Source organism: Neogemmobacter tilapiae, from assembly GCF_014652215.1.
GTDB lineage: Bacteria > Pseudomonadota > Alphaproteobacteria > Rhodobacterales > Rhodobacteraceae > Neogemmobacter > Neogemmobacter tilapiae.
The window spans coordinates 57,817-75,993 of record NZ_BMYJ01000001.1 but is presented as its reverse complement, the minus strand read 5'-3'; the positions used below and the strand labels follow the sequence as shown (position 1 = coordinate 75,993).

Genomic DNA, 18,177 nt, shown 5'->3' with positions numbered 1-18,177 from the left:
GCCGCACGGTTGGGGTGTCGCCAAGTGGTAAGGCAGCGGTTTTTGGTACCGCCATTCCTAGGTTCGAATCCTAGCACCCCAGCCAATTCCCTTCAAAAGAACCTCAGTATCACCCTTCTTTTGAATTGTGGCGCGCCTGCTGTCTCAGTTTTTCAAACCCTGCCCATTGCGGCGAATGCGATCGCTGCCTTATCTGTAGGGTGACCGGCCCCAAGGATGCCCATATGACCGAGTTTCAGATTCCTCCTCCGCGTAAACGCGGCGTGTTGGCCAGCCTGCGGGCCAGTTTCCTGACGGGGCTGGTTGTCGTTCTGCCCGTGGGCCTGACGCTCTATATCGCTTGGGCCTTTATTGGCTGGATTGACGGCTGGATCCTGCCCCTGATCCCCGCCGCCTATCAGCCCGAGGCGCTGCTGGAACGGATGTTCGGACCCGAGGTGAATTTCCCGGTGCGGGGGCTGGGCGTCATCGTCTTTCTGATTTTCACCATCATCATCGGCTGGATCGCCAAGGGGCTGATCGGGCGGTCGGTGATCAACTGGGCCGAAGGGTTGCTCGACCGGACACCGGTGATCCGGTCGGTCTATAGCGGGGTAAAACAGGTCACAGAAACATTCTTTGGCACCAAGGAAAAAAGTTTCGATAAGACCTGTCTGGTGGAATTTCCCCGCAAGGGCGCATGGGCATTGGGATTTGTGGCGAGCAAGCCCAAGGGCGAGATTGCCGAGCGGCTGCCGGGCGGTGAGGATTATATCGGTGTTTTCGTCGCGTTGACGCCCTTTACCTCGGGCGCGCTGATCTTTGTGCCCGCAAAGGATGTGATCATGCTGGACATGTCGACAGAAGACACGGCCAAGATGGTCGTCTCGGCAGGTTTGGTGACGCCGACACCCAAAGTGATCGAGGCTTAGCCGAACAGCGCCGCCAGATCGAGGCTGGGCCTGTTGCCCAGATCCTCGCGGTGGCGTTTCAGAAAGCCGTGGGCCGCCTTGTGCCCCGCGGCGCGCAGCCGTTCGATCAGCGCAGGTTCGGCCAGCATCTTGCTAGAGGCGGAAAGTTCGTTCATCAGCCGATCATCGGCGATCAGATGCAGGCGGACATCCTTTTTGTCCTCGCGGGAAAGCTGCCCCGCAGCAATCAGACGGCGGACGAAATGGACGGCGCGCAACTCCCCCATAAGGGCCGAGTTGAAGCTGATCTCATTGATGCGGTCCTGAATTTCGACTGCGGTATCCGGCACATCGTCGCGGACCAGTGGGTTGATGGCGACGATGAGAATGTCGTCGGGCAGGCCCTTGTCATACAGCGGGAACAGGGGCGGGTTGCCAGTATAGCCGCCATCCCAATACGCCTCACGCCGCTGGGTTTTGGGATCATCGATTTCCACCGCCTGAAAGACGGTCGGCAGGCAGGCCGAGGCGAGAATGGCACGAAGCGAGACCTCGGCCCCCGAAAAGACGCGAATACGGCCTGTGCGGACATTGGTCGCCCCGACATAAAGCCTTGGCCCTTCGCTGGAACAGACAGCCCCCATATCAAGCGTTTTGACCACACGGGCCAAGGGGTTGCGCCAAGCGGAACCCCAAGCGTAGGGTGAGGTAAGTTGCGCTGCAATGCCCATGGGCGACAGGGCAAAGGTGCTTTCCAGCGCGCGGTTCCAAGCAGCGGCAAAGGGCAGGACGGGTTTCATCCATTCAGCCATGCGCAGATCACCCACGGTGCCGACCTTGGCCCAAAGATCAGCCAGCGCCGCCTTGGCCCCGGCGCGACCATCCTTGACCCAGCCCGCCTTGAAAGCCGCCGCGTTCAGCGCCCCGGCCGAGGTGCCGGACAGGGCCGCGACTTCAATAGCCTCTTCCTCCAGCAGGCGGTCCAGCACACCCCAGGTAAAGGCTCCATGCGCGCCACCGCCCTGCAGCGCAAGGTTCAGGCGGGTCACAGGGCCGTCCATCCGCCATCAACGCTGATCGTGGTGCCGGTGATCTGATCGGCGGCGGGGCTGCAAAGAAACAGCGTGGTGCCGCCCACCTGTTCCACCGTCGCGAACTGCTTCGAGGGCTGGCGTTCCAGCAGAACGTTGCGGATCACGGCCTCGCGGTCCATGTTGTGAACCTTCATCTGATCGGGGATCTGCGCCTCAACCAGTGGCGTCAGCACATAGCCGGGACAGATCGCGTTGGCGGTGATGCCCTGCCCCGCGCATTCCAAGGCGGTCACTTTCGTAAAGCCCACAACCCCATGCTTGGCCGCCACATAGGCCCCTTTAAACGGGCTGGCCGTCAGACCATGGGCCGAGGCGATGTTGACAACCCTGCCCCACCCCTTGGCCCGCATCAGCGGCAAGGCGGCGGCGGTGGTATGAAAGGCGGATGACAGGTTGATGGCCAGAATCTGGTTCCACTTTTCGACCGGGAATTGGTCGATGGGGGACACATGCTGAATGCCCGCATTGTTCACCAGAATATCGCAGGCCCCGGCCTTTTCGATCAGCGCCCGGCAAGCGGCCCCATCAGACATGTCGGCAGCGATATAACGGACCGGAACACCGTATTTCTCCGCCAAACCCGCCGCTTGGGCATGGTCTTCGGGCCGGTCGCTGAAGGAATTGATCACCACCGACGCCCCTGCGGCGGCCAGTGATTCTGCCACGCCCAGACCGATGCCCGAGGTCGATCCGGTGATGATGGCCGTCTTGCCTGTCAGATTCATGAAAGTCTCCGTTCGCTTTGTGCAAACATAGACGCTGCAATTGCAAAAATCACGCCACAGCGCAGAAAACGCCATAAAAAAACGCCGGCACAAGGCCGGCGTTCAGTTCTTGAGGCAGGTTTCATACAGGCAAGAAACCTATCGAGCAGTAAGGCCTATATACGCCGATGCCTGCCGGTGGCCAAGTTAAAAGTTTGATATGGCTGGAAACCCTGCGTATGGTTTGCGGCAACAATCAGAACAGTCACAGGGATGTTGCCGGAATGAGACAGGCTTTGATCGCCCCGATGCGCCGTGGTTTGCTGGCCAGTTTGGCGATTCTGTGGGGGGGAATGGCGCTGGCCGAACCCCAGCACGGTATAGCTATGTATGGCGAACCGGCCCTCCCACCGGATTTTGTGTCGCTGCCCTATGCCAACCCGGATGCCCCCAAGGGCGGTCGGGTGGTCTTTGGGGCCAGCGGGGCCTTCGATTCGCTGAACCCGTTCATTCAAAAGGGCAACCCGGCCGTGGGTTTTGCGGCCCTGACGGTCGAGACGCTGATGGGCCGCAGCTATGACGAACCCTTTACGCTTTACGGGCTTTTGGCCGAATCGGTGGAAACGGATGAGGCGCGGACTTGGGTGGAATTCACCCTGCGCCCCGAGGCGAAATTCGCCGATGGCAGCCCGGTGACGCCCGAGGACGTGATCTGGAGCTTTGAGACTTTGGGCACGCAAGGCCACGGGCGCTATGCGGCGGCTTGGGCCAAGGTGGCAAAATCGGTAATCACCGGGCCGAACAAGGTGAAGTTCACCTTCAACACCGAAGACCGGGAATTGCCGCTGATCATGGGCCTGCGGCCAGTGCTGAAAAAGGCGCAGTGGGACGGAAAGGATTTCACCGCCAGTGGCTTTGATGCCCCCATCGGTTCGGGGCCTTATGTCGTGGGCGACTACAAGGCAGGCGTCTTTGTCAGCTATCAGCGCAACCCGAACTGGTGGGGCAAGGATCTGCCGTTTTATCGCGGGCTGCACAATTTCGATGAAATCCGCTATGAATATTTCGGCGACGCGACGGTAATCTTTGAGGCGTTCAAGGCCGGGGAACTGACCACCTATACCGAGGCGAGCCCAGTCGATTGGGACATCAAATATGATTTCCCGGCGCTGACGGCGGGCGAGGTGGTCAAGTCGGAAATCCCGCACGGGCGACCCAGCGGGATTGAGGGTTTCGCGATGAACACCCGCAAGCCGCTGTTTGCCGATTGGCGTGTGCGCGAAGCGCTGATCACGGTTTTCAACTTTGAACTGGTGAACAAGACAATCAACGACAGCAAACTGCCGCGTATCGCCAGCTATTTCTCCAACTCGATCCTGGGCGCCGATATGGCACAACCGGCAAGCGCCGGTGAACTCGCCCTGTTGGAACCCTTCAAGGCCGACCTGCCGCCCGGCACACTCGAGGGCTACACCCTGCCCGCCAGCGACGGCACGGAATCCAACCGCAAGGCTTTGCGGGCGGCAATGGCCCTGCTGGAAGAAGCAGGCTGGTCAGTGGCCGAAGATGGCAAGCTGAAGAACGCCAAGGGCGAGGTTTTTGCCTTTGAAATCCTGCTACAGCAGGGCCAAGAAAACATGATCGACGCGGCGAATATCTATATCGAGGCGTTAAAGCCCTTGGGGATTGACGCCCGCCTGACCGTGGTGGACGGCGCGCAATATGTCGAACGGACCGGCGCCTATGATTTTGACATGACCCACTACATCCGCGCACTGTCGCTTTCTCCGGGGAATGAACAGACACTGTATTGGGGCTCGAAAGGGTTCACTGAACCCGGCACGCGCAACTGGATGGGCGTGAACTCCCCCGCAGCCGACGCGATGATTGCCACCATGCTGGCCGCGCGCAGCCCGGAAGATTTCACCACAGCCGTCCATGCGCTGGACCGGGTGTTGACGGCGGGCCGCTATGTCATTCCGATGTGGTATCTGGACCGGTCGCGCATTGCCCATGCGAAACATCTGCATTATCCTGAAAAACTGCCGCTGTATGGGGATTTTCTGGGATTCAACCCGGATGTCTGGTGGTCTGAGGAGTGAAGCAGATGAAGAGAATCCGGGTAATCACCGCACTGGCCCTTTTGGCCGCCCTGTCCGCCTGTGCCACCGTCGATGGCGTGGGGCGTGACATCTCGGGCGGGGCGAACCGCGTGGCGGGCTGGTTCTAACCCCTTCGCGTTTCTGGCTTCAATCGGCTTGCCCCAACCGGTCTGCCTTGCGGCGGATCAGCACCTGCCGCAGGTCGTGCATGGCCAGCAACAGACGATCCGTGACCACCTCCAACTCGGCATCGCTGGCTTTGCTGTTCGCCCAATGGGCGGTCAGGTTCAGATGGTCCACAGCGCGCAGGATGTCGTCAATGTCGCGCGCGGCGAGTTCGGCTTGCCGCTTGGCAATCCAATCGGCGATGGCCGTTTGATCCGCCTCGGTCAGCGCCCGGTCGCCATGCGCTTTGACATTGCCGTTCTTGATGTTGACCGCCGCGATTTCAATCAGGTCGATCCGCCGGGCGCGGTTTTCCGGGTCCACCCGAAACACCGCCGCCCCGTTTTCGCGCACCCGAAAATAATAATCCGGCAGCTCGTTCATCTTGGCCCTACTTCAGCCCAGCACAGAAAGTCTGGATACGCTTGCAAGCCTCGGTCAGCACCTCTTCTGACGTCGCATAGCTGACGCGGAAGTTTGGCGACAAGCCAAAGGCCGCACCGAACACCACCGCAACCCCGGTCTCCTCCAGCAGCGCCGTGGCAAAAGCCTCGTCATCGGTGATCTTCACCCCACCGGCACTGGTCTTGCCGATGCAGCCCGAAATATCGGGATAGACATAGAACGCGCCCTCAGGCTTGGGGCAGGTCACCCCAGCCGCCTCGTTCAGCATCGACACCACCAGATCGCGGCGGCGTTCAAACAGCTTACGGTTCGGCGCCAAAAAGTCCTGCGGTCCGTTCAACGCCTCAAGCGCCGCATATTGCGACACCGACGAGGGGTTCGAGGTCGACTGCGACTGAATCGTCCCCATCGCCTTGATCAGATGCGCAGGCCCGCCCGCATAGCCAATGCGCCAGCCAGTCATGGCATAGGATTTCGACACGCCATTGCAGGTCAGCGTCCGGTCATACAGCGCCGGTTCAATCTGCGCCGGGGTGGTGAATTCAAAGCCGTCAAACACCAGATGTTCATACATGTCGTCCGACATGATCCAGACCTGCGGATGACGCAGCAGCACATCGCACAAAGCCCGCAGTTCCGCGCGGGTATAGCCAGCGCCGGTGGGGTTGCTGGGTGAGTTGAAAATGAACCATTTGGTTTTCGGCGTGATCGCCGCCTCCAACTGTTCCGGCGTCAGCTTGAACTGCGTTTCAATCCCCGCCGCGACGGCCACAGGCGTGCCGCCGGCCAGCAGCACCATATCGGGGTAAGACACCCAATAGGGCGCGGGAATGATCACCTCATCCCCCGGATTGCAGGTCGCCATCAGCGCATTGTACAGGATCTGCTTGCCGCCCGTGCCGACGGTGATCTGGTTCGGCGCATATTTCAGCCCGTTTTCCCGTTCAAACTTCGCGCAAATCGCCTTTTTCAGTTCCGGGATGCCATCGACGGCGGTGTATTTCGTCTTACCTTCATCAATGGCGCGTTTCGCCGCATCTTTGATGTTCTGCGGCGTGTCGAAATCAGGCTCACCAGCCCCAAGACCGATCACATCCTTGCCAGCCGCTTTCAGCTCGGCTGCCTTCGTCGTGACAGCAATGGTGGGCGAGGGTTTGACGCGGGCGAGGGTATCGGACAGGAAAGCCATGGATCGGATCACTTTTGTTGACGTTTCGCGCTGGCCGTCTTAGGGCCAAGGGGCAGTCAGAGCAAGGGAAATGGCGATGGGCGAGACGGCAGAAAACCGGCTGAAACGGTTGAAGATGCGGTCCTGGCGGCGGGGCACGAAAGAGATGGACCTGATCCTTGGCCCCTATGCCGATGCCCATCTGGCGGAAATGCCAGACCCGATGCTCAACGCCTATGAGGCGCTGCTGGACGAGAATGATCAGGACTTGCTGCCCTGGGTGCTGGGCCAGCAGGCAGCCCCTGCCCCGCATGCGGCGCTGATTGCCCTGATCGGCACCTTTGCCCGTGCCCGGTTTTCGGCGGAATAGCTAAAACTTTCGCCAAACAAGGCCCAAGTTTACCCCGTGTTTTCCTTTTCCGCCGATGCTGAGCCATCAGCCATGGGCGAAGGGGAATGAATGACACAGGAACACATGGTCCTCGACGGAACGCAGAAGGCGTTCATGCTGGGCTATCTGGAAAATCTGGCGCTGGTGGAACGCTTGCACCGCCTGCTCTTGGACGTGATCAAAGATGAATTTGAACGCCTGCGTATCTTGGAAATCAACTCGGTTCAGGCGCTGCTGCTGTTCAACATCGGCGAGAATGAGGTGACGGCAGGGGAGCTGAAATCGCGCGGCTACTATCAAGGGTCGAACGTCAGCTATAACCTGAAAAAGCTGGTGGAACTGGGCTATATGCACCATCAGCGGTCCGAAGTGGATCGCCGTTCGGTGCGGGTCAAGCTGACAGAAAAGGGGCGGCGCGTCCGTGCGGTGCTGTCGGAACTGTTCCTGCGCCATGCCGACGGGCTGGCCAGACGCGGCGTGACCGCGGCCAGCGGGATGGAGGATATCAATCAGGCGCTCAAACGGATGGAACGTTACTGGACGGAACAAATCCGCTACATCTATTGACCGATCCCGGCGGGCCAGAAGGGCCTTTCGGAACCGGTCTTGCGGTGGTCAAAGGATCAGATCGCCAGCCCCCAGCCCCTCGCCCAAACCTTCTAGGCGAATGGCAAATTCCGCGCTGCCATTGCCATTCAGATCGACGCGCAGGATTGTCGCACCCTCTTCGACATTCCACGACACCTCGCCCGCGACACCGTTGAATGCGTCTTCGCCGATATAGGTCAGATCGCCCAAGGCCGAGAGATCCAGATGGTCAACCCCCACCGCAAAATCATGAACAACATCGCGGTTGTTGCCGGTGCCGGAATCGCCCGCCGTGTTCCAGACAAACACATCCGCCCCGCTGTTGCCCCACAAGGCATCGACACCCGCCCCACCGCTAAGGGTATCAGCCCCTTCAGAACCATAAAGCGTATCCGCCCCCGCCCCGCCGTTGATCTGGTCAGCGCCCGTGCCACCATAGGCCAGATCCGCCCCAGCGCCGCCGAAAACGCTGTCATTGGCGCTGCCTGCCGCCAAAGTGTCTTGCCCCCCCCGACCCACCAGACTGTCAGCCCCGATATAGCCCGAAAGGTTGTTGCCCGCCGTGGTGCCCAAAAGCGTATCATCACCCGACCCGCCCGAGGCCCCTTCAAAATTCAGCGCGGCGCCGTGGCCGGTCAGGGTTCCGGCGTCTAGGTCAATCAGCAGATTGCCCCCGAACGCCTCGCAAGACAGATAATCCGTCCCCGCCCCACCATCGAAATGGTCGTTCATCGAGGCAAGGTCGTTGATGTAAATGCTGTCGGAACCCGCCCCGCCAAGGATCGTATCCGTACTGGTGCCTTCTTCAACCGTGTCGCCTTGCGCGCTGCCCGTCACCCGTTCAAAGCCGGAAAAGGTCAGTTCGGTCATCCCGTCGCTGGCCGCACCCTGCCCGTTCGCAAAAAGGCTCCAGCCCGCGGTCGAATCCGAAAGATCCAGCAGATCGCTGCCCGCCCCGCCATAGGCGAAATTGTCGTCGCCATCGGCCCCTTGGGCAATCGTGTCATGGCCCGACAGGCCAAAAACGGAATCATCCCCCTGCAACCCAGCCAGCCAATCCGCCCCGGTGCCGCCCCGGATGTCATCATCGCCAAAGCCACCTTCGACGGATTCAAATCCAGCGATGTCAAATGCGGTCGCACCAAAGCCCGCCATGCCATTGCCCAGATGGATCACCCAATCCGCGACGCTGAACACTTGCAAAAGGTCATTGCCGTCATCCCCATTCATCAGGCTGCCATCCGCCGCCTCGATGGTGATCAGGATCGTGTCATCGCCGCGCCCGCCGCGCAGGCTTTCCAGACCACCGCCATAGGTCGCCAGAAAATCAGCCCCGCCGCCGCCGAACAGGCTGTCGTCGCCCTCACCGCCCAGCAGCGTGTCATTCCCTGCCGCGCCATTCAGCTCATCCGCGCCGCCTTGGCCCAGCAGGCTGTCATCACCGCCCTGACCATTCAGCGTGTCATCCCCAGCCCCACCATACAGGGTGTCAGGCCCAATCGTGCCATTTTCCACGGGCATCCTATCGCTCCATCCAATGCATTTCTGAAAACTGCCGACAAATTCCGGCAGGCAAAGGATCGCGCCAAAGGCGAGTCGGATCAATATGGATGGACGAAAGCCGCGCGAGTCGGCGGATTCTAGCGCTTGGCCGAAAGATCCAGGCCCGTCAGCCAGCCGAACATCTCTTCGCTGGACACTTCGTTCAGCAAGCTGCGGTTGGCCTGAAAATCCAGATAGGACAGGCGCGAAATCGCCTCCAGATCATTCCAGCGCGGTTCAAACCCGGCACGCGGACTGCGGGCGATGATGGTCTGTTCATTGCCATCATCCACCACGGTGCGGAAATCAAAGGTGGGGAAGAAATCGTGAATGGCAAACAGGGTCTTGAACACATCGCCATGCCATTTGCGCGACTTCAGCCCCGCCTCGGCCCGCAGTTTCAACGAGGTCTGCATATCGCGCAGGGCGGAAAACAGATCCGAGGGCACGGTGTCATCAATCACCCAAACCGTCGCCGCATGGGCATGGGCGAGGCTCGCGCAGAAATCGCGAAAGGTCTGCTCAAAAGTGTGCAACCCATCCAGAAAGATCAGATCATAACTGGGCAGGGCCTGCCCCGTGCGGAAAAACTCGTCCGAGGTGATCGGAAAGAACCGCCGTCCGGGGGCCTGATGCAGTTGAGTGTTGAATTGAAAGGCCGGATCGACGGCATCCTGCTGCACGAAATGCAGATGGGTAAAGGTCTGGCCCTTGAAAACCCCCACCTCCAGATAGCGCTTGGCCCCAGTCAGGCTGGCCATGCGGTTCAGACGGGCAACGGTGCGCCGGTTCTGGTCGGTCTGCGGTCCGGCGATGTTCAGGACAGCCCCCTTTTTTGGAAAAATGGCGCGGTGGACGGGGCTCGAACCCGCGACCCCCGGCGTGACAGGCCGGTACTCTAACCAACTGAGCTACCACCGCGCATTTTCAGACATCCGGGGCGGGCGGGCGGCGGCTGGCGCGGTGGACGGGGCTCGAACCCGCGACCCCCGGCGTGACAGGCCGGTACTCTAACCAACTGAGCTACCACCGCATCCGCCACCCAGGCCCGCCCGGATGTGGGGGCGTTCTAGGGGGCAGTGCGGGGGACGTCAAGGGGGGTTTGTCGGCGCGAGTAAGAGAATATTCAGCGTTCGCAACGCTCGTGTTCGCAAAGATGCCAGTATTTGGTTTTTCGCGCTGCAACCGTAAAAGCAAAACGTTGGTGCAACAGGTCAAAAGCACGCTTGCCGGGGAAAACCCCGTCCACTTCGCCGACATTCCTATGCTTGTTCAGGGCGACGATCTTCGCAAGGGCGTCGGCCATTTCTTCATAAGATGACCAGCGCCAGATCGACCAAGTTGTAGGTGCCGTTTCTGCCCATCGGATGACATCCTCGCTCAAAATTTGCACCAGACCATTCTCGGGGCCAAAACGTAGAAGCTCAGGAATGGCAACCAGCTTGCCGAACGGAACGCCCTCACGACCCGGCCCTTGCGGCGGATAGGCGACGATAGAAAGGTTCGGGAAATCCTCCGCCAGTCCGCGCCGAATACCGCGCTCTAGGGAACCCAGCGTATAGCCCCGCATCCCGCGGTACGCCCTTTGCCAGCCCGACGGTAGCATCATCCACGCTTCGACATCGCGCTGCAAAATGCCCCCCATTCGGTATTCGATGGGCAAGTCCGAAGTATACAAACTTTGTTCACGAAGGCCAATCCCAACGTCCCTTTGAAAAAGGTACGACTCATCTCTCTTGATCAAATAAGGTCGCGTGTCTGGAAGGCTAAGCGCAAACCTTGCCAGTTCAATCGACGAGGCTGCTCCTTCGTCGAACCCCGAAAAACGTTTGGAAAGTTCTGGCATCCTTATGATAATTTCCTTGCCAATTATCCTTGCCAAATCGGCGTCTCGCAAGGCGACGGCACGCAAATACGCCACGCGATAAATGTCAAAGAGAACGTCATTGTCACCTTCAAAGTTTTTGGCAAATTTGTAGAGATCCCGCGATGAAAGCAGACTAAGGCCGCGAAGTGTTCGTGGATCTAACGGTCCATCGGCGTTTGCCGCAATGACCTGCTCGATTGAATCTGACAGATAGGTTTGCCCGACATTCAACCAAGAGCGTAGCGCTTCGTTTTGGGTGATCGACGCCAGTTGGTCAAAGCGCGACCAAGCGTCACCTCGCCGGTATAGTTCCATCCGGTCACCAAGATGAAATTCTCCCGCGAAAACCCGCAACGCTTCGCGCGCAATTGCGACATCGCGCATGACGGGCGGTAGACGATACAGGCGGTCCATCCACTCCGAACCGTCATTCCAATCTTGGAAACGTTGTTCAAAAACCGCCACTGCATAGGCCGCATAAACTGCGTCGCTTGCGGCGCAGTTTATGACGGCATCCTCCCATTCCCTAAATGGCAATGCAGGTTTGGCACCGGGCGTTTCAAAGTGAACCGCGGCGACCGCTGCCGCCAAGTTACCGGTGTTCTGAAAGATCGCAAGATAGTGACGTAGCAGTTTTTCGCGAATCTCCATTTCTGAAATCGTAGGACCGGGCAAGACATAGGAAATGACGTCGTCAGGATCGTCTGACGCGGATGCAATACCTTGAAGCCAGTCCACCAGAAAATCGTCCTCCGACCAACGTGCAATCGTGGCTCTTGTTTGTGGAGAATAAAGGGCGCTGGTATCATCCAGCCACCAACCCGGCGGGGAGGGCAATGAAATCACGTCATAAAATGCAGCGACGGTTTGTCTTTCAAAATCTGAAATCTCCAGCAGTCCGGTAGAACTCGCCAAGGGAAAAACGTCACGATAGGCCTTTTCGATCCAGTCCCGCCCCGTTCCGCGATAAACAGCTGATGGGCCGAAATACCCGCTGGGTTCCGTTGCACGCGCTATCGCCAAAAGCTCTGGCAAGTGTGTCGCGCGGGTTTCAATGTCCTCCCAATACCTGATCCCATCGGCGGAATTTGTATCCCTAAATTTCTGATCAGGACGGCCACTCCAAAGACGATAAAGATCTAACGTCGCGCCGACATTGTCCGAAGAATGCACACCATTGCCGCCAGAGTAGAGGGTGCCATACTTTCCGTAGGCAGAATCCAGCATTTCTTGCGCCAAGGCGTAGCGGCCAGCGCAAAGCAAATCAGGTTCCTTTGCCACCACCAAAGCTGGAAAAACCATCAAGACGGCAAGGAAGCGCAAACGCATGCGGACAGCTTTCGGGTCAGAATATAGGAATCACATCCCCCAACCCTAGCCCGCCCACAACCGATACGCGATCACCTTTCCGGCGCCGGGATAAATTCCGCATTGTCTTCGGGGGGCAGTTTGAACCTTCCGTGCATCCAATCCCCCGCGCGCCAAGCCTCTTTCGCGGCCTCGATCCGTTCCTTGGAACTCGCCACAAAATTCCACCAGATATGCCGTGGCCCGTCCATCGTGGCCCCGCCCAGCACCATGATATGCGCCCCCGCCTCGCCCGCCTTGACCGAAATGGAATCGCCGGGGCGAAAGATCAGCATCTGGCCCGCCCCATAGCTTTGCCCGCCCTGCCCGACCGAGCCTGACAGCACATAGACACCCCGGTCTTCGTGATCATCCGGCAGCGGAAGGCTCGCCCCGGCTTGCAGGATCGCATCGGCGTAAAACACTTCGGACGGCATCTCCAAAGGCACGCTTTCCCCCCAGGCGCGGCCCAGGATCAGACGCAGCTTTTTGCCCTCGCCCTCCAGCACGGGCAGATCAACCTCGGGCACATGGGCAAAACCGGCGGGATCATCCTCACGGTCCTTGGGCAAGGCCAGCCAGGTTTGCAGACCGAACAGCGCATGGGGTGCCTTGCGGATTTCGCCGTCAGTGCGTTCGGAATGCGTGATGCCATGCCCCGCCTGCATCCAGTTCACCGCCCCCGGCTCGATCCAAAGATCCGTGCCAAGGGAATCGCGGTGGTGCATCTTGCCTTTCAGCAGATAGGTCACCGTGCCAAGGCCGATATGCGGGTGGGGGCGCACATCGATGCCCTGCCCCGTCAGAAATTCTGCCGGCCCCATCTGGTCAAAAAAGATGAAAGGCCCGACCATCTGCCGCTGGGCCGAGGGCAGCGCGCGACGCACCTCGAACCCGCCCAGATCGCGGGCACGGGCGACGACGACCGTTTCGATGGCGTCCACGGCATCGCCCAAGGGAATGGATGGATCAAGAATGGGGTTCCAGCTCATCGGTGCCTCCTGTTGCTGCCTTGCAAGATAGCGCAGGATGACGTTGACACCATCGGCCAACGCCGCGCAAATGCTGTGCATTCTTGTAGCACAGGCAGGTATCCATTGGCGCATGTTTCGATCATTCATCACCGGGGCGGCTTGCATGACAAATATGTTGTCTCGGTCATGGCAAAGCTCTGGGCCGAGGACGGCTTGAAGGTCAGCGCCGGGCGCAAATGGGCCGAAGGGGCGGATCTTGGTTTTCTGCACCTCAACAAGACGCGGATCAAACCAAATGAAGTGCCCATAATTCCGAATGGTGGGCGACTGCTGAATGGCAAAGCTTTGGACATCTCAAAACGAGTCATTTCCAGTTTGCTCGTGACGCCAGAAAGCAACTGGGACGGTCGTGTCATCATCAAGACCGATCTGAACCATTTTGGAATCCCGGAGGCTCAGGGAAAAAAGCCATCCTGGAAAGCAAAGTTGAGATCACAAGTCGCCAAATTTTCTTGGCAACTAGCCAGAGAACTTCCATTCAAGGACTACCCAGTTTTGTCAGGGCTACGGAAGGTTCCGCCTTGGGTGTGGGAAGACAAACGATTGATCGTTGAGAAATTTCTGCCCGAGATCGATAGCGGTTATTATTGTGTGCGGGGTTGGATGTTTCTGGGCCAGCAAAGCTATGGCTGGAAGCTTTACTCGACGCATCCTTTGGCTAAGGGTGGGACAATGGTGAAACATGACTACCTTGAAGACATTCCCGAAGGCTTAGAAGCCCTGCGGGCAATGCACGGTTTCGATTTCGGTAAATTTGACTACGTGATGCACGAGGGTCGGGCCGTCCTATTGGATGCCAACAAGACACCGGCCTTTGTTGGCGACCCGGCAAGTCCACGCCTGCGTCGTCTGGCATCTGGGATACATGATTACCTATGACAAGCTTTCTTGAACCCAGCCTGCGAACGGAACAAATGTTCCCAGCAAAGACCGCTTTCATGGCACGGACATCGTTGGAGAAAACCCGCCTGCTCGGTTTTCGGCCCGTCAATCAGGACACCGTAACATCGCTCTTGTTCGGCCTGATGTCAGGCATGGCCACCATCCGACATCGGTCGGGCGCGACACCGGCGATCCTTGATGTCTATCGACGCATGGGCATGCGGGTGGATGAAGACCTACATGTCTATGAAAGCGGTGAGCAAGCGGAAGCGCTGGCGGATCAATTAATATCCAAAGGACACAAGCTACTTTATCCATATCCTTTGTCCGAGGGGCGTTTCGCTGAAAGCGGGTTGCTGATTCCTTCCGCGCTTTGGGAACAGTTGAATGCAAAAGACCGCTTGGCCGATCTTGTGCCGCCGGAAAACCTGCCCGGGCGGCGGATCATGACCTTGGCGCAAGCAGCTGCGCATGTGCCGAATGGGCCGGTCTGGCTGAAGGCCGCTGGTATGCAGGCAACGGGGTGGGGCTACGCGGTTCGGCCGTGCGTTGATTTGGTGACCTATCATAAAGGGCTGAACGATCTGGCAGCTCTACCGGGCGTCACGAACGTTATTTTGGAAGACGATGTTCCGGTGCACCACTGCTGGGGCGCCAGCATCGCTGTGAACGACACGGATGTCGCCTTTGCAGGCTGGGCCGAACAGGAATTCGCGAGCCCAGGCAAGTTGTCAGGCAGTGTGATCAATCCGCAGGCGCCGTTTCCTGCGGACGGCGAAGCCTTGTCACGCCGAATAGGCGAAACAGCTCGCAAGCTCGGATTTCGGGGCTTGGCGGGCTTTGACATTGGACAAATGACGGATGGGCGATTAATTGTCTTTGACCCGAACTTTCGTTTTACCTCTTCGACAACTTTGGCAATGTTCTATCCCGCAATGTCAAAGCGTTCAGGCCTTATCGCGGCCCGGGGCTTTCATTTTGCTGGCAAGCTTCCGCTGGCCGATATGATCGATCGATTTCTTCCAGCGGCCGAGGAGGGATGGTTCCTGCCAACGCGGCTATTGGACGGTTCCCTTTTACCCGCAGCGCAGGGCCAATCTATGGTCACCGGCATAGTGATGGGTGCGAGTTTGGACGATACTGCGCGGCGCGCGGCGCGGTTGGCAGGAAATCTCGACGCTGAATGAAGTGGTCCTTTGCTGGGCCCGGACTGGCCGGGCCCAGCAACATCACCCTTAGAACACGAAGAAATCGTCGGCGACGATCGCCGTGCCAACCTTCACCGTGGCGAATTGCACGGCAGCCCCGGCCCCGTTGCCATCGGCGTCAAAGTACAGCTTGCCCGCCGCCTTGTCATAGATGATGCGGTCATTGGCATCACCGGCCACCTTGCCCTGGCGGAAGGCCCCCGCCGCAAGCTTGCCCAAGGCAACACCGCTGAACACCCCATCATCCAGCCGGAAGGTATCGTCCTTGCTGACGAAATCGATCACCCGGTCGATGTTGTTGCCCCCCAGCGTATCGGCAAAGATGAACCAGTCTTTGCCCGCACCCGCGCTCAACACATCGCGGCCCAGACCGCCTTCGATCTCGTCATTGCCCTTGCCGCCGGTCAGCGTGTCATTCCCGGCATTGCCGTCAAAATCATCGCTGCCCACATTGCCCGTGATCTTGTCATTGCCTGATCCCGCATCCACCGCGAAACGCTCAAAGCCGGTATAACGCACCCCGTCTGCATTGCCGATCTTGCCTGCCGCGGCAAAGCTGACAGTCAGGCCCGTGGTCATCCCGCTCCGGTCCAGCACCAGCCAATCGGTGCCCGCCCCGCCATTGAGCGAATCCAGCCCGTCGCCCAGATCATCAAAGACCACATCATCGCCCGCACCGCCCAACAACGTGTCCTTGCCGATGCCGCCTGCCAATTCGTCTTTGCCAGCCCCACCGTCCAGACGGTCAGCCCCGGATTCACCCCAGATGGAATCATCACCATCCCCGCCCAGCAGCGTATCATTGCCGCCTTCGGTGTCTTCCGCCCCGCGGTCACCCACCAACTGGTCGTTGCCCGCACCACCAATCACCCGGTCAGCCCCACGGCCACCCCAGACGCTGTCCTGCCCGATACCGCCATCGACCGTATCGGAATCATCACCGCCCTCAAAATAGTCGTTGCCTTCGCCACCGATCAGGCTGTCTTGGCCTTCCTGGCCCCAAAGCCGGTCGTTGCCCGCGCCGCCGAAAAGAGAGTCATGGCCTTCGCCGCCCAGAGCATCATCGTCCCCGGCATCGCCAAACAACGAGTCGTTGCCCGTATCGCCGAACAACAGATCGCGCCCGGCCCCGCCATAGGCCGTGTCGTTGCCCTCGCCACCGGAAAGCGCACCTTCAACAGGATCGCCAGCGTTGTCAAAATCATCCCCAGCACCGCCATAAAGCAGGTCCTCACCCGCCCCACCCCAAAGGTAATCAACCCCGTTGCCGCCGCGAATGGTGTCGTTCCCCAGATCACCAACCAAATGGTCGTTGTCGCTGGCAGGGCCCTCATCGCCCGCAGCATTGCCCTGCGCCCAGCCATAGATCTCGTCGCCCTCGACCGAGCCCAAAAGCGTGTCGTTGACATTGCTTCCGTATTGCGTCGCCATAATATTCCATGTCCCTTCGGTTTATGATTTTGCCGGACACAAATAAGTCCCCACCAATCAATCCCGGCAGCGCGCAGGCTAGGCAGGCGGGGCAAAGGGTCAATGACAGAGTTGATGGGCCGGAAAAAATCCGCAGCTTTCCGCCGGATAAAGGGGAAAAAAGCCACAGTCACAAAGGGATGCGCGGGAATGGTGGGTGGTGAGGGACTCGAACCCCCGGCCATCTCGGTGTAAACGAGATGCTCTACCAACTGAGCTAACCACCCGAACCGCGCCCTGATAGCCTTAGGGCGCGGAAGGAGCAAGGGGGATGATCCCTTAGATAATCAGGAAATCCCCAGCATTCAGGATCAGGCCCTTTTCGATCTGGGCCAGAAGCACCTTTTCAGCACCGCCCGCACCATCGACATCCAGCCAGATTTTGCCTGTGCCGTTGGTATAGATGATGCGGTCATTGGCGTCTTTCGCCTCGGCCCCCACCACAAATTGGCCGGAACGAAGCGCGCCCTTGGCCAGATCGTCGAACAAGGCCGCAGACAGATGGATCCGGTCCTCAGACCCATCAAAACCCTCGATCATGTCAAAGTTTTTCTCGCCCGCCTCGTTGAACACAAACACATCGCGGCCCTCTTGGCCAAACAGCGTGTCCTTGCCCAGACCGCCGATCAGCGTATCGTCGCCATCGCCCCCGCCCAGCGCATCGGCCCCGTCGCCACCATAAAGCCGGTCACGGCCCAATTCGCCGTAAATGCGGTCATCGCCCTGATCCCCCCAGATCTGATCGCGCCCCCCGCCCGCCACCAGCCGGTCATCGCCCTCGCCGCCGTAAAGCCGGTCGGACAGGGCGCCCGCAATCACGTAGTCATCGCCCTTCCCGCCCAGAAAATTCAGCCGTTCAAAACCGATATAGGTCGAGCCATCGCCCAGCGCGGTTTCGGTGTCGGCGGCACCAAAGACATGGGTGATCTTTTTGGTCTGGGCCGAGGCGTCGATGGTCAGAACATCGACCCCATTGCCGCCATCGGCCGTGTCGCGGCCAAAACCCAGCAGCATCGTCACGCGATCATCGCCATTGCCACCCAGCAGCAGATTGCGACCTTCGCCACCAAAAAGCACATCATTGCCCTGCCCGCCGCTCAACGTGTCGTCGCCAGCGCCGCCGGTCAGCGTATCATGGTCGGTGCTTGGCCCTTCACGGCCCGGCGCATTGCTCTTGTCCCAGCCGAAAAGCGCGTCGCCGCCGGGGGCTGCCAACAGATTGTCAGGCGTATTGGTTCCATAGACTTTCGCCATCGCGGGTATCCTTCATCGCAATTCTGCGCCTAGGGCTACAGGGCCGGTCCCGCCCTGTCCAGCGAC

17 protein-coding genes and 4 tRNA genes are annotated in these 18,177 nt (G+C 59.4%); 8 read left to right on the top strand and 13 right to left on the bottom strand.

All coding sequences use genetic code 11. From position 1 onward, the window contains the following. Window positions 1–10: 10 nt before the first annotated feature. Both IE095_RS00410 and IE095_RS00405 read left to right on the top strand, forming a co-directional pair. Window positions 11–85, top strand: a tRNA-Gln gene (locus IE095_RS00410). Between the two features lie 139 nt (window positions 86–224). Next, window positions 225–911, top strand: coding sequence for a DUF502 domain-containing protein (locus IE095_RS00405; protein WP_189409398.1), 687 nt, complete (start codon window positions 225–227; stop codon window positions 909–911). Here the strand turns inward: IE095_RS00405 and IE095_RS00400 are convergent. Both IE095_RS00400 and IE095_RS00395 read right to left on the bottom strand, forming a co-directional pair. Continuing rightward, window positions 908–1,939: a patatin-like phospholipase family protein gene (locus tag IE095_RS00400; protein WP_229804376.1), complete on the bottom strand. Its 1,032-nt coding sequence runs from the start codon at window positions 1,937–1,939 to the stop codon at window positions 908–910. The two genes, IE095_RS00405 and IE095_RS00400, sit on opposite strands and share 4 nt — an antisense overlap. Next, window positions 1,936–2,709, bottom strand: coding sequence for a 3-hydroxybutyrate dehydrogenase (locus IE095_RS00395; protein ID WP_189409395.1), 774 nt, complete (start codon window positions 2,707–2,709; stop codon window positions 1,936–1,938). The genes IE095_RS00400 and IE095_RS00395 overlap by 4 nt, the downstream gene beginning before the upstream one ends. A gap of 263 nt (window positions 2,710–2,972) precedes the next feature. On the opposite strand from IE095_RS00395, the gene IE095_RS00390 reads away from it, so the two are divergent. Together IE095_RS00390 and IE095_RS00385 are read left to right on the top strand one after the other, a co-directional pair. Then, window positions 2,973–4,790 carry an extracellular solute-binding protein gene (locus IE095_RS00390; RefSeq protein ID WP_373295383.1) on the top strand — a complete coding sequence of 606 codons (1,818 nt, stop codon included), beginning with the start codon at window positions 2,973–2,975 and terminating at the stop codon, window positions 4,788–4,790. A 5-nt stretch (window positions 4,791–4,795) separates the two neighbouring features. Next, window positions 4,796–4,918, top strand: coding sequence for an entericidin EcnA/B family protein (locus tag IE095_RS00385; RefSeq protein ID WP_189409393.1), 123 nt, complete (start codon window positions 4,796–4,798; stop codon window positions 4,916–4,918). Window positions 4,919–4,937: 19 nt separating this feature from the next. On the opposite strand, the gene IE095_RS00380 is transcribed toward IE095_RS00385, so the two are convergent. After that, a complete protein-coding gene (locus IE095_RS00380) occupies window positions 4,938–5,339 on the bottom strand; it encodes a hypothetical protein (protein ID WP_189409391.1) in 402 nt (133 codons plus the stop codon). 7 nt (window positions 5,340–5,346) lie between these two features. After that, window positions 5,347–6,549 carry a pyridoxal phosphate-dependent aminotransferase gene (locus IE095_RS00375; RefSeq protein WP_189410106.1) on the bottom strand — a complete coding sequence of 401 codons (1,203 nt, stop codon included), beginning with the start codon at window positions 6,547–6,549 and terminating at the stop codon, window positions 5,347–5,349. A 76-nt stretch (window positions 6,550–6,625) separates the two neighbouring features. Between IE095_RS00375 and IE095_RS00370 the strand changes: the two genes are divergently transcribed. Continuing rightward, window positions 6,626–6,898, top strand: coding sequence for an FAD assembly factor SdhE (locus IE095_RS00370; RefSeq protein WP_189409389.1), 273 nt, complete (start codon window positions 6,626–6,628; stop codon window positions 6,896–6,898). A gap of 90 nt (window positions 6,899–6,988) precedes the next feature. Continuing rightward, the gene (locus IE095_RS00365) at window positions 6,989–7,486 is read left to right on the top strand and encodes a MarR family winged helix-turn-helix transcriptional regulator (RefSeq protein ID WP_189409387.1); all 498 of its coding nucleotides are present in this window, start codon (window positions 6,989–6,991) and stop codon (window positions 7,484–7,486) included. A gap of 48 nt (window positions 7,487–7,534) precedes the next feature. Here IE095_RS00365 and IE095_RS00360 read toward each other — a convergent pair whose 3' ends face one another. The 6 genes from IE095_RS00360 to IE095_RS00335 form a co-directional block, all read right to left on the bottom strand. After that, window positions 7,535–9,028: a calcium-binding protein gene (locus IE095_RS00360; RefSeq protein ID WP_189409386.1), complete on the bottom strand. Its 1,494-nt coding sequence runs from the start codon at window positions 9,026–9,028 to the stop codon at window positions 7,535–7,537. 119 nt (window positions 9,029–9,147) lie between these two features. Next, entirely contained in the window at window positions 9,148–9,810 is a 663-nt protein-coding gene (locus tag IE095_RS00355; protein ID WP_189409385.1) for a class I SAM-dependent methyltransferase, read from the bottom strand. A gap of 83 nt (window positions 9,811–9,893) precedes the next feature. Continuing rightward, window positions 9,894–9,970: transfer RNA gene (locus IE095_RS00350), tRNA-Asp, on the bottom strand. Window positions 9,971–10,005: 35 nt separating this feature from the next. After that, window positions 10,006–10,082: transfer RNA gene (locus IE095_RS00345), tRNA-Asp, on the bottom strand. A 93-nt stretch (window positions 10,083–10,175) separates the two neighbouring features. After that, a complete protein-coding gene (locus IE095_RS00340) occupies window positions 10,176–12,245 on the bottom strand; it encodes a hypothetical protein (protein ID WP_189409384.1) in 2,070 nt (689 codons plus the stop codon). A 71-nt stretch (window positions 12,246–12,316) separates the two neighbouring features. Next, on the bottom strand, window positions 12,317–13,255 hold the full coding sequence (locus IE095_RS00335) for a pirin family protein (protein WP_189410105.1): 939 nt from the start codon (window positions 13,253–13,255) through the stop codon (window positions 12,317–12,319). Window positions 13,256–13,423: 168 nt separating this feature from the next. Here IE095_RS00335 and IE095_RS00330 point away from each other — a divergent pair, with 168 nt between their 5' ends. Continuing rightward, complete coding sequence (locus tag IE095_RS00330; RefSeq protein ID WP_189409383.1) at window positions 13,424–14,176, top strand: hypothetical protein; 753 nt, start codon at window positions 13,424–13,426, stop codon at window positions 14,174–14,176. Next, a complete protein-coding gene (locus tag IE095_RS00325; RefSeq protein WP_189409382.1) occupies window positions 14,173–15,366 on the top strand; it encodes a hypothetical protein in 1,194 nt (397 codons plus the stop codon). The genes IE095_RS00330 and IE095_RS00325 overlap by 4 nt, the downstream gene beginning before the upstream one ends. A 48-nt stretch (window positions 15,367–15,414) precedes the next feature. Here IE095_RS00325 and IE095_RS00320 read toward each other — a convergent pair whose 3' ends face one another. The 3 genes from IE095_RS00320 to IE095_RS00310 form a co-directional block, all read right to left on the bottom strand. Continuing rightward, on the bottom strand, window positions 15,415–16,818 hold the full coding sequence (locus IE095_RS00320) for a calcium-binding protein (protein ID WP_189409381.1): 1,404 nt from the start codon (window positions 16,816–16,818) through the stop codon (window positions 15,415–15,417). A gap of 190 nt (window positions 16,819–17,008) precedes the next feature. Continuing rightward, window positions 17,009–17,084 (bottom strand) — tRNA-Val (locus tag IE095_RS00315). 52 nt (window positions 17,085–17,136) lie between these two features. Then, a complete protein-coding gene (locus tag IE095_RS00310) occupies window positions 17,137–18,111 on the bottom strand; it encodes a calcium-binding protein (RefSeq protein ID WP_189409380.1) in 975 nt (324 codons plus the stop codon). Window positions 18,112–18,177: the final 66 nt, after the last annotated feature.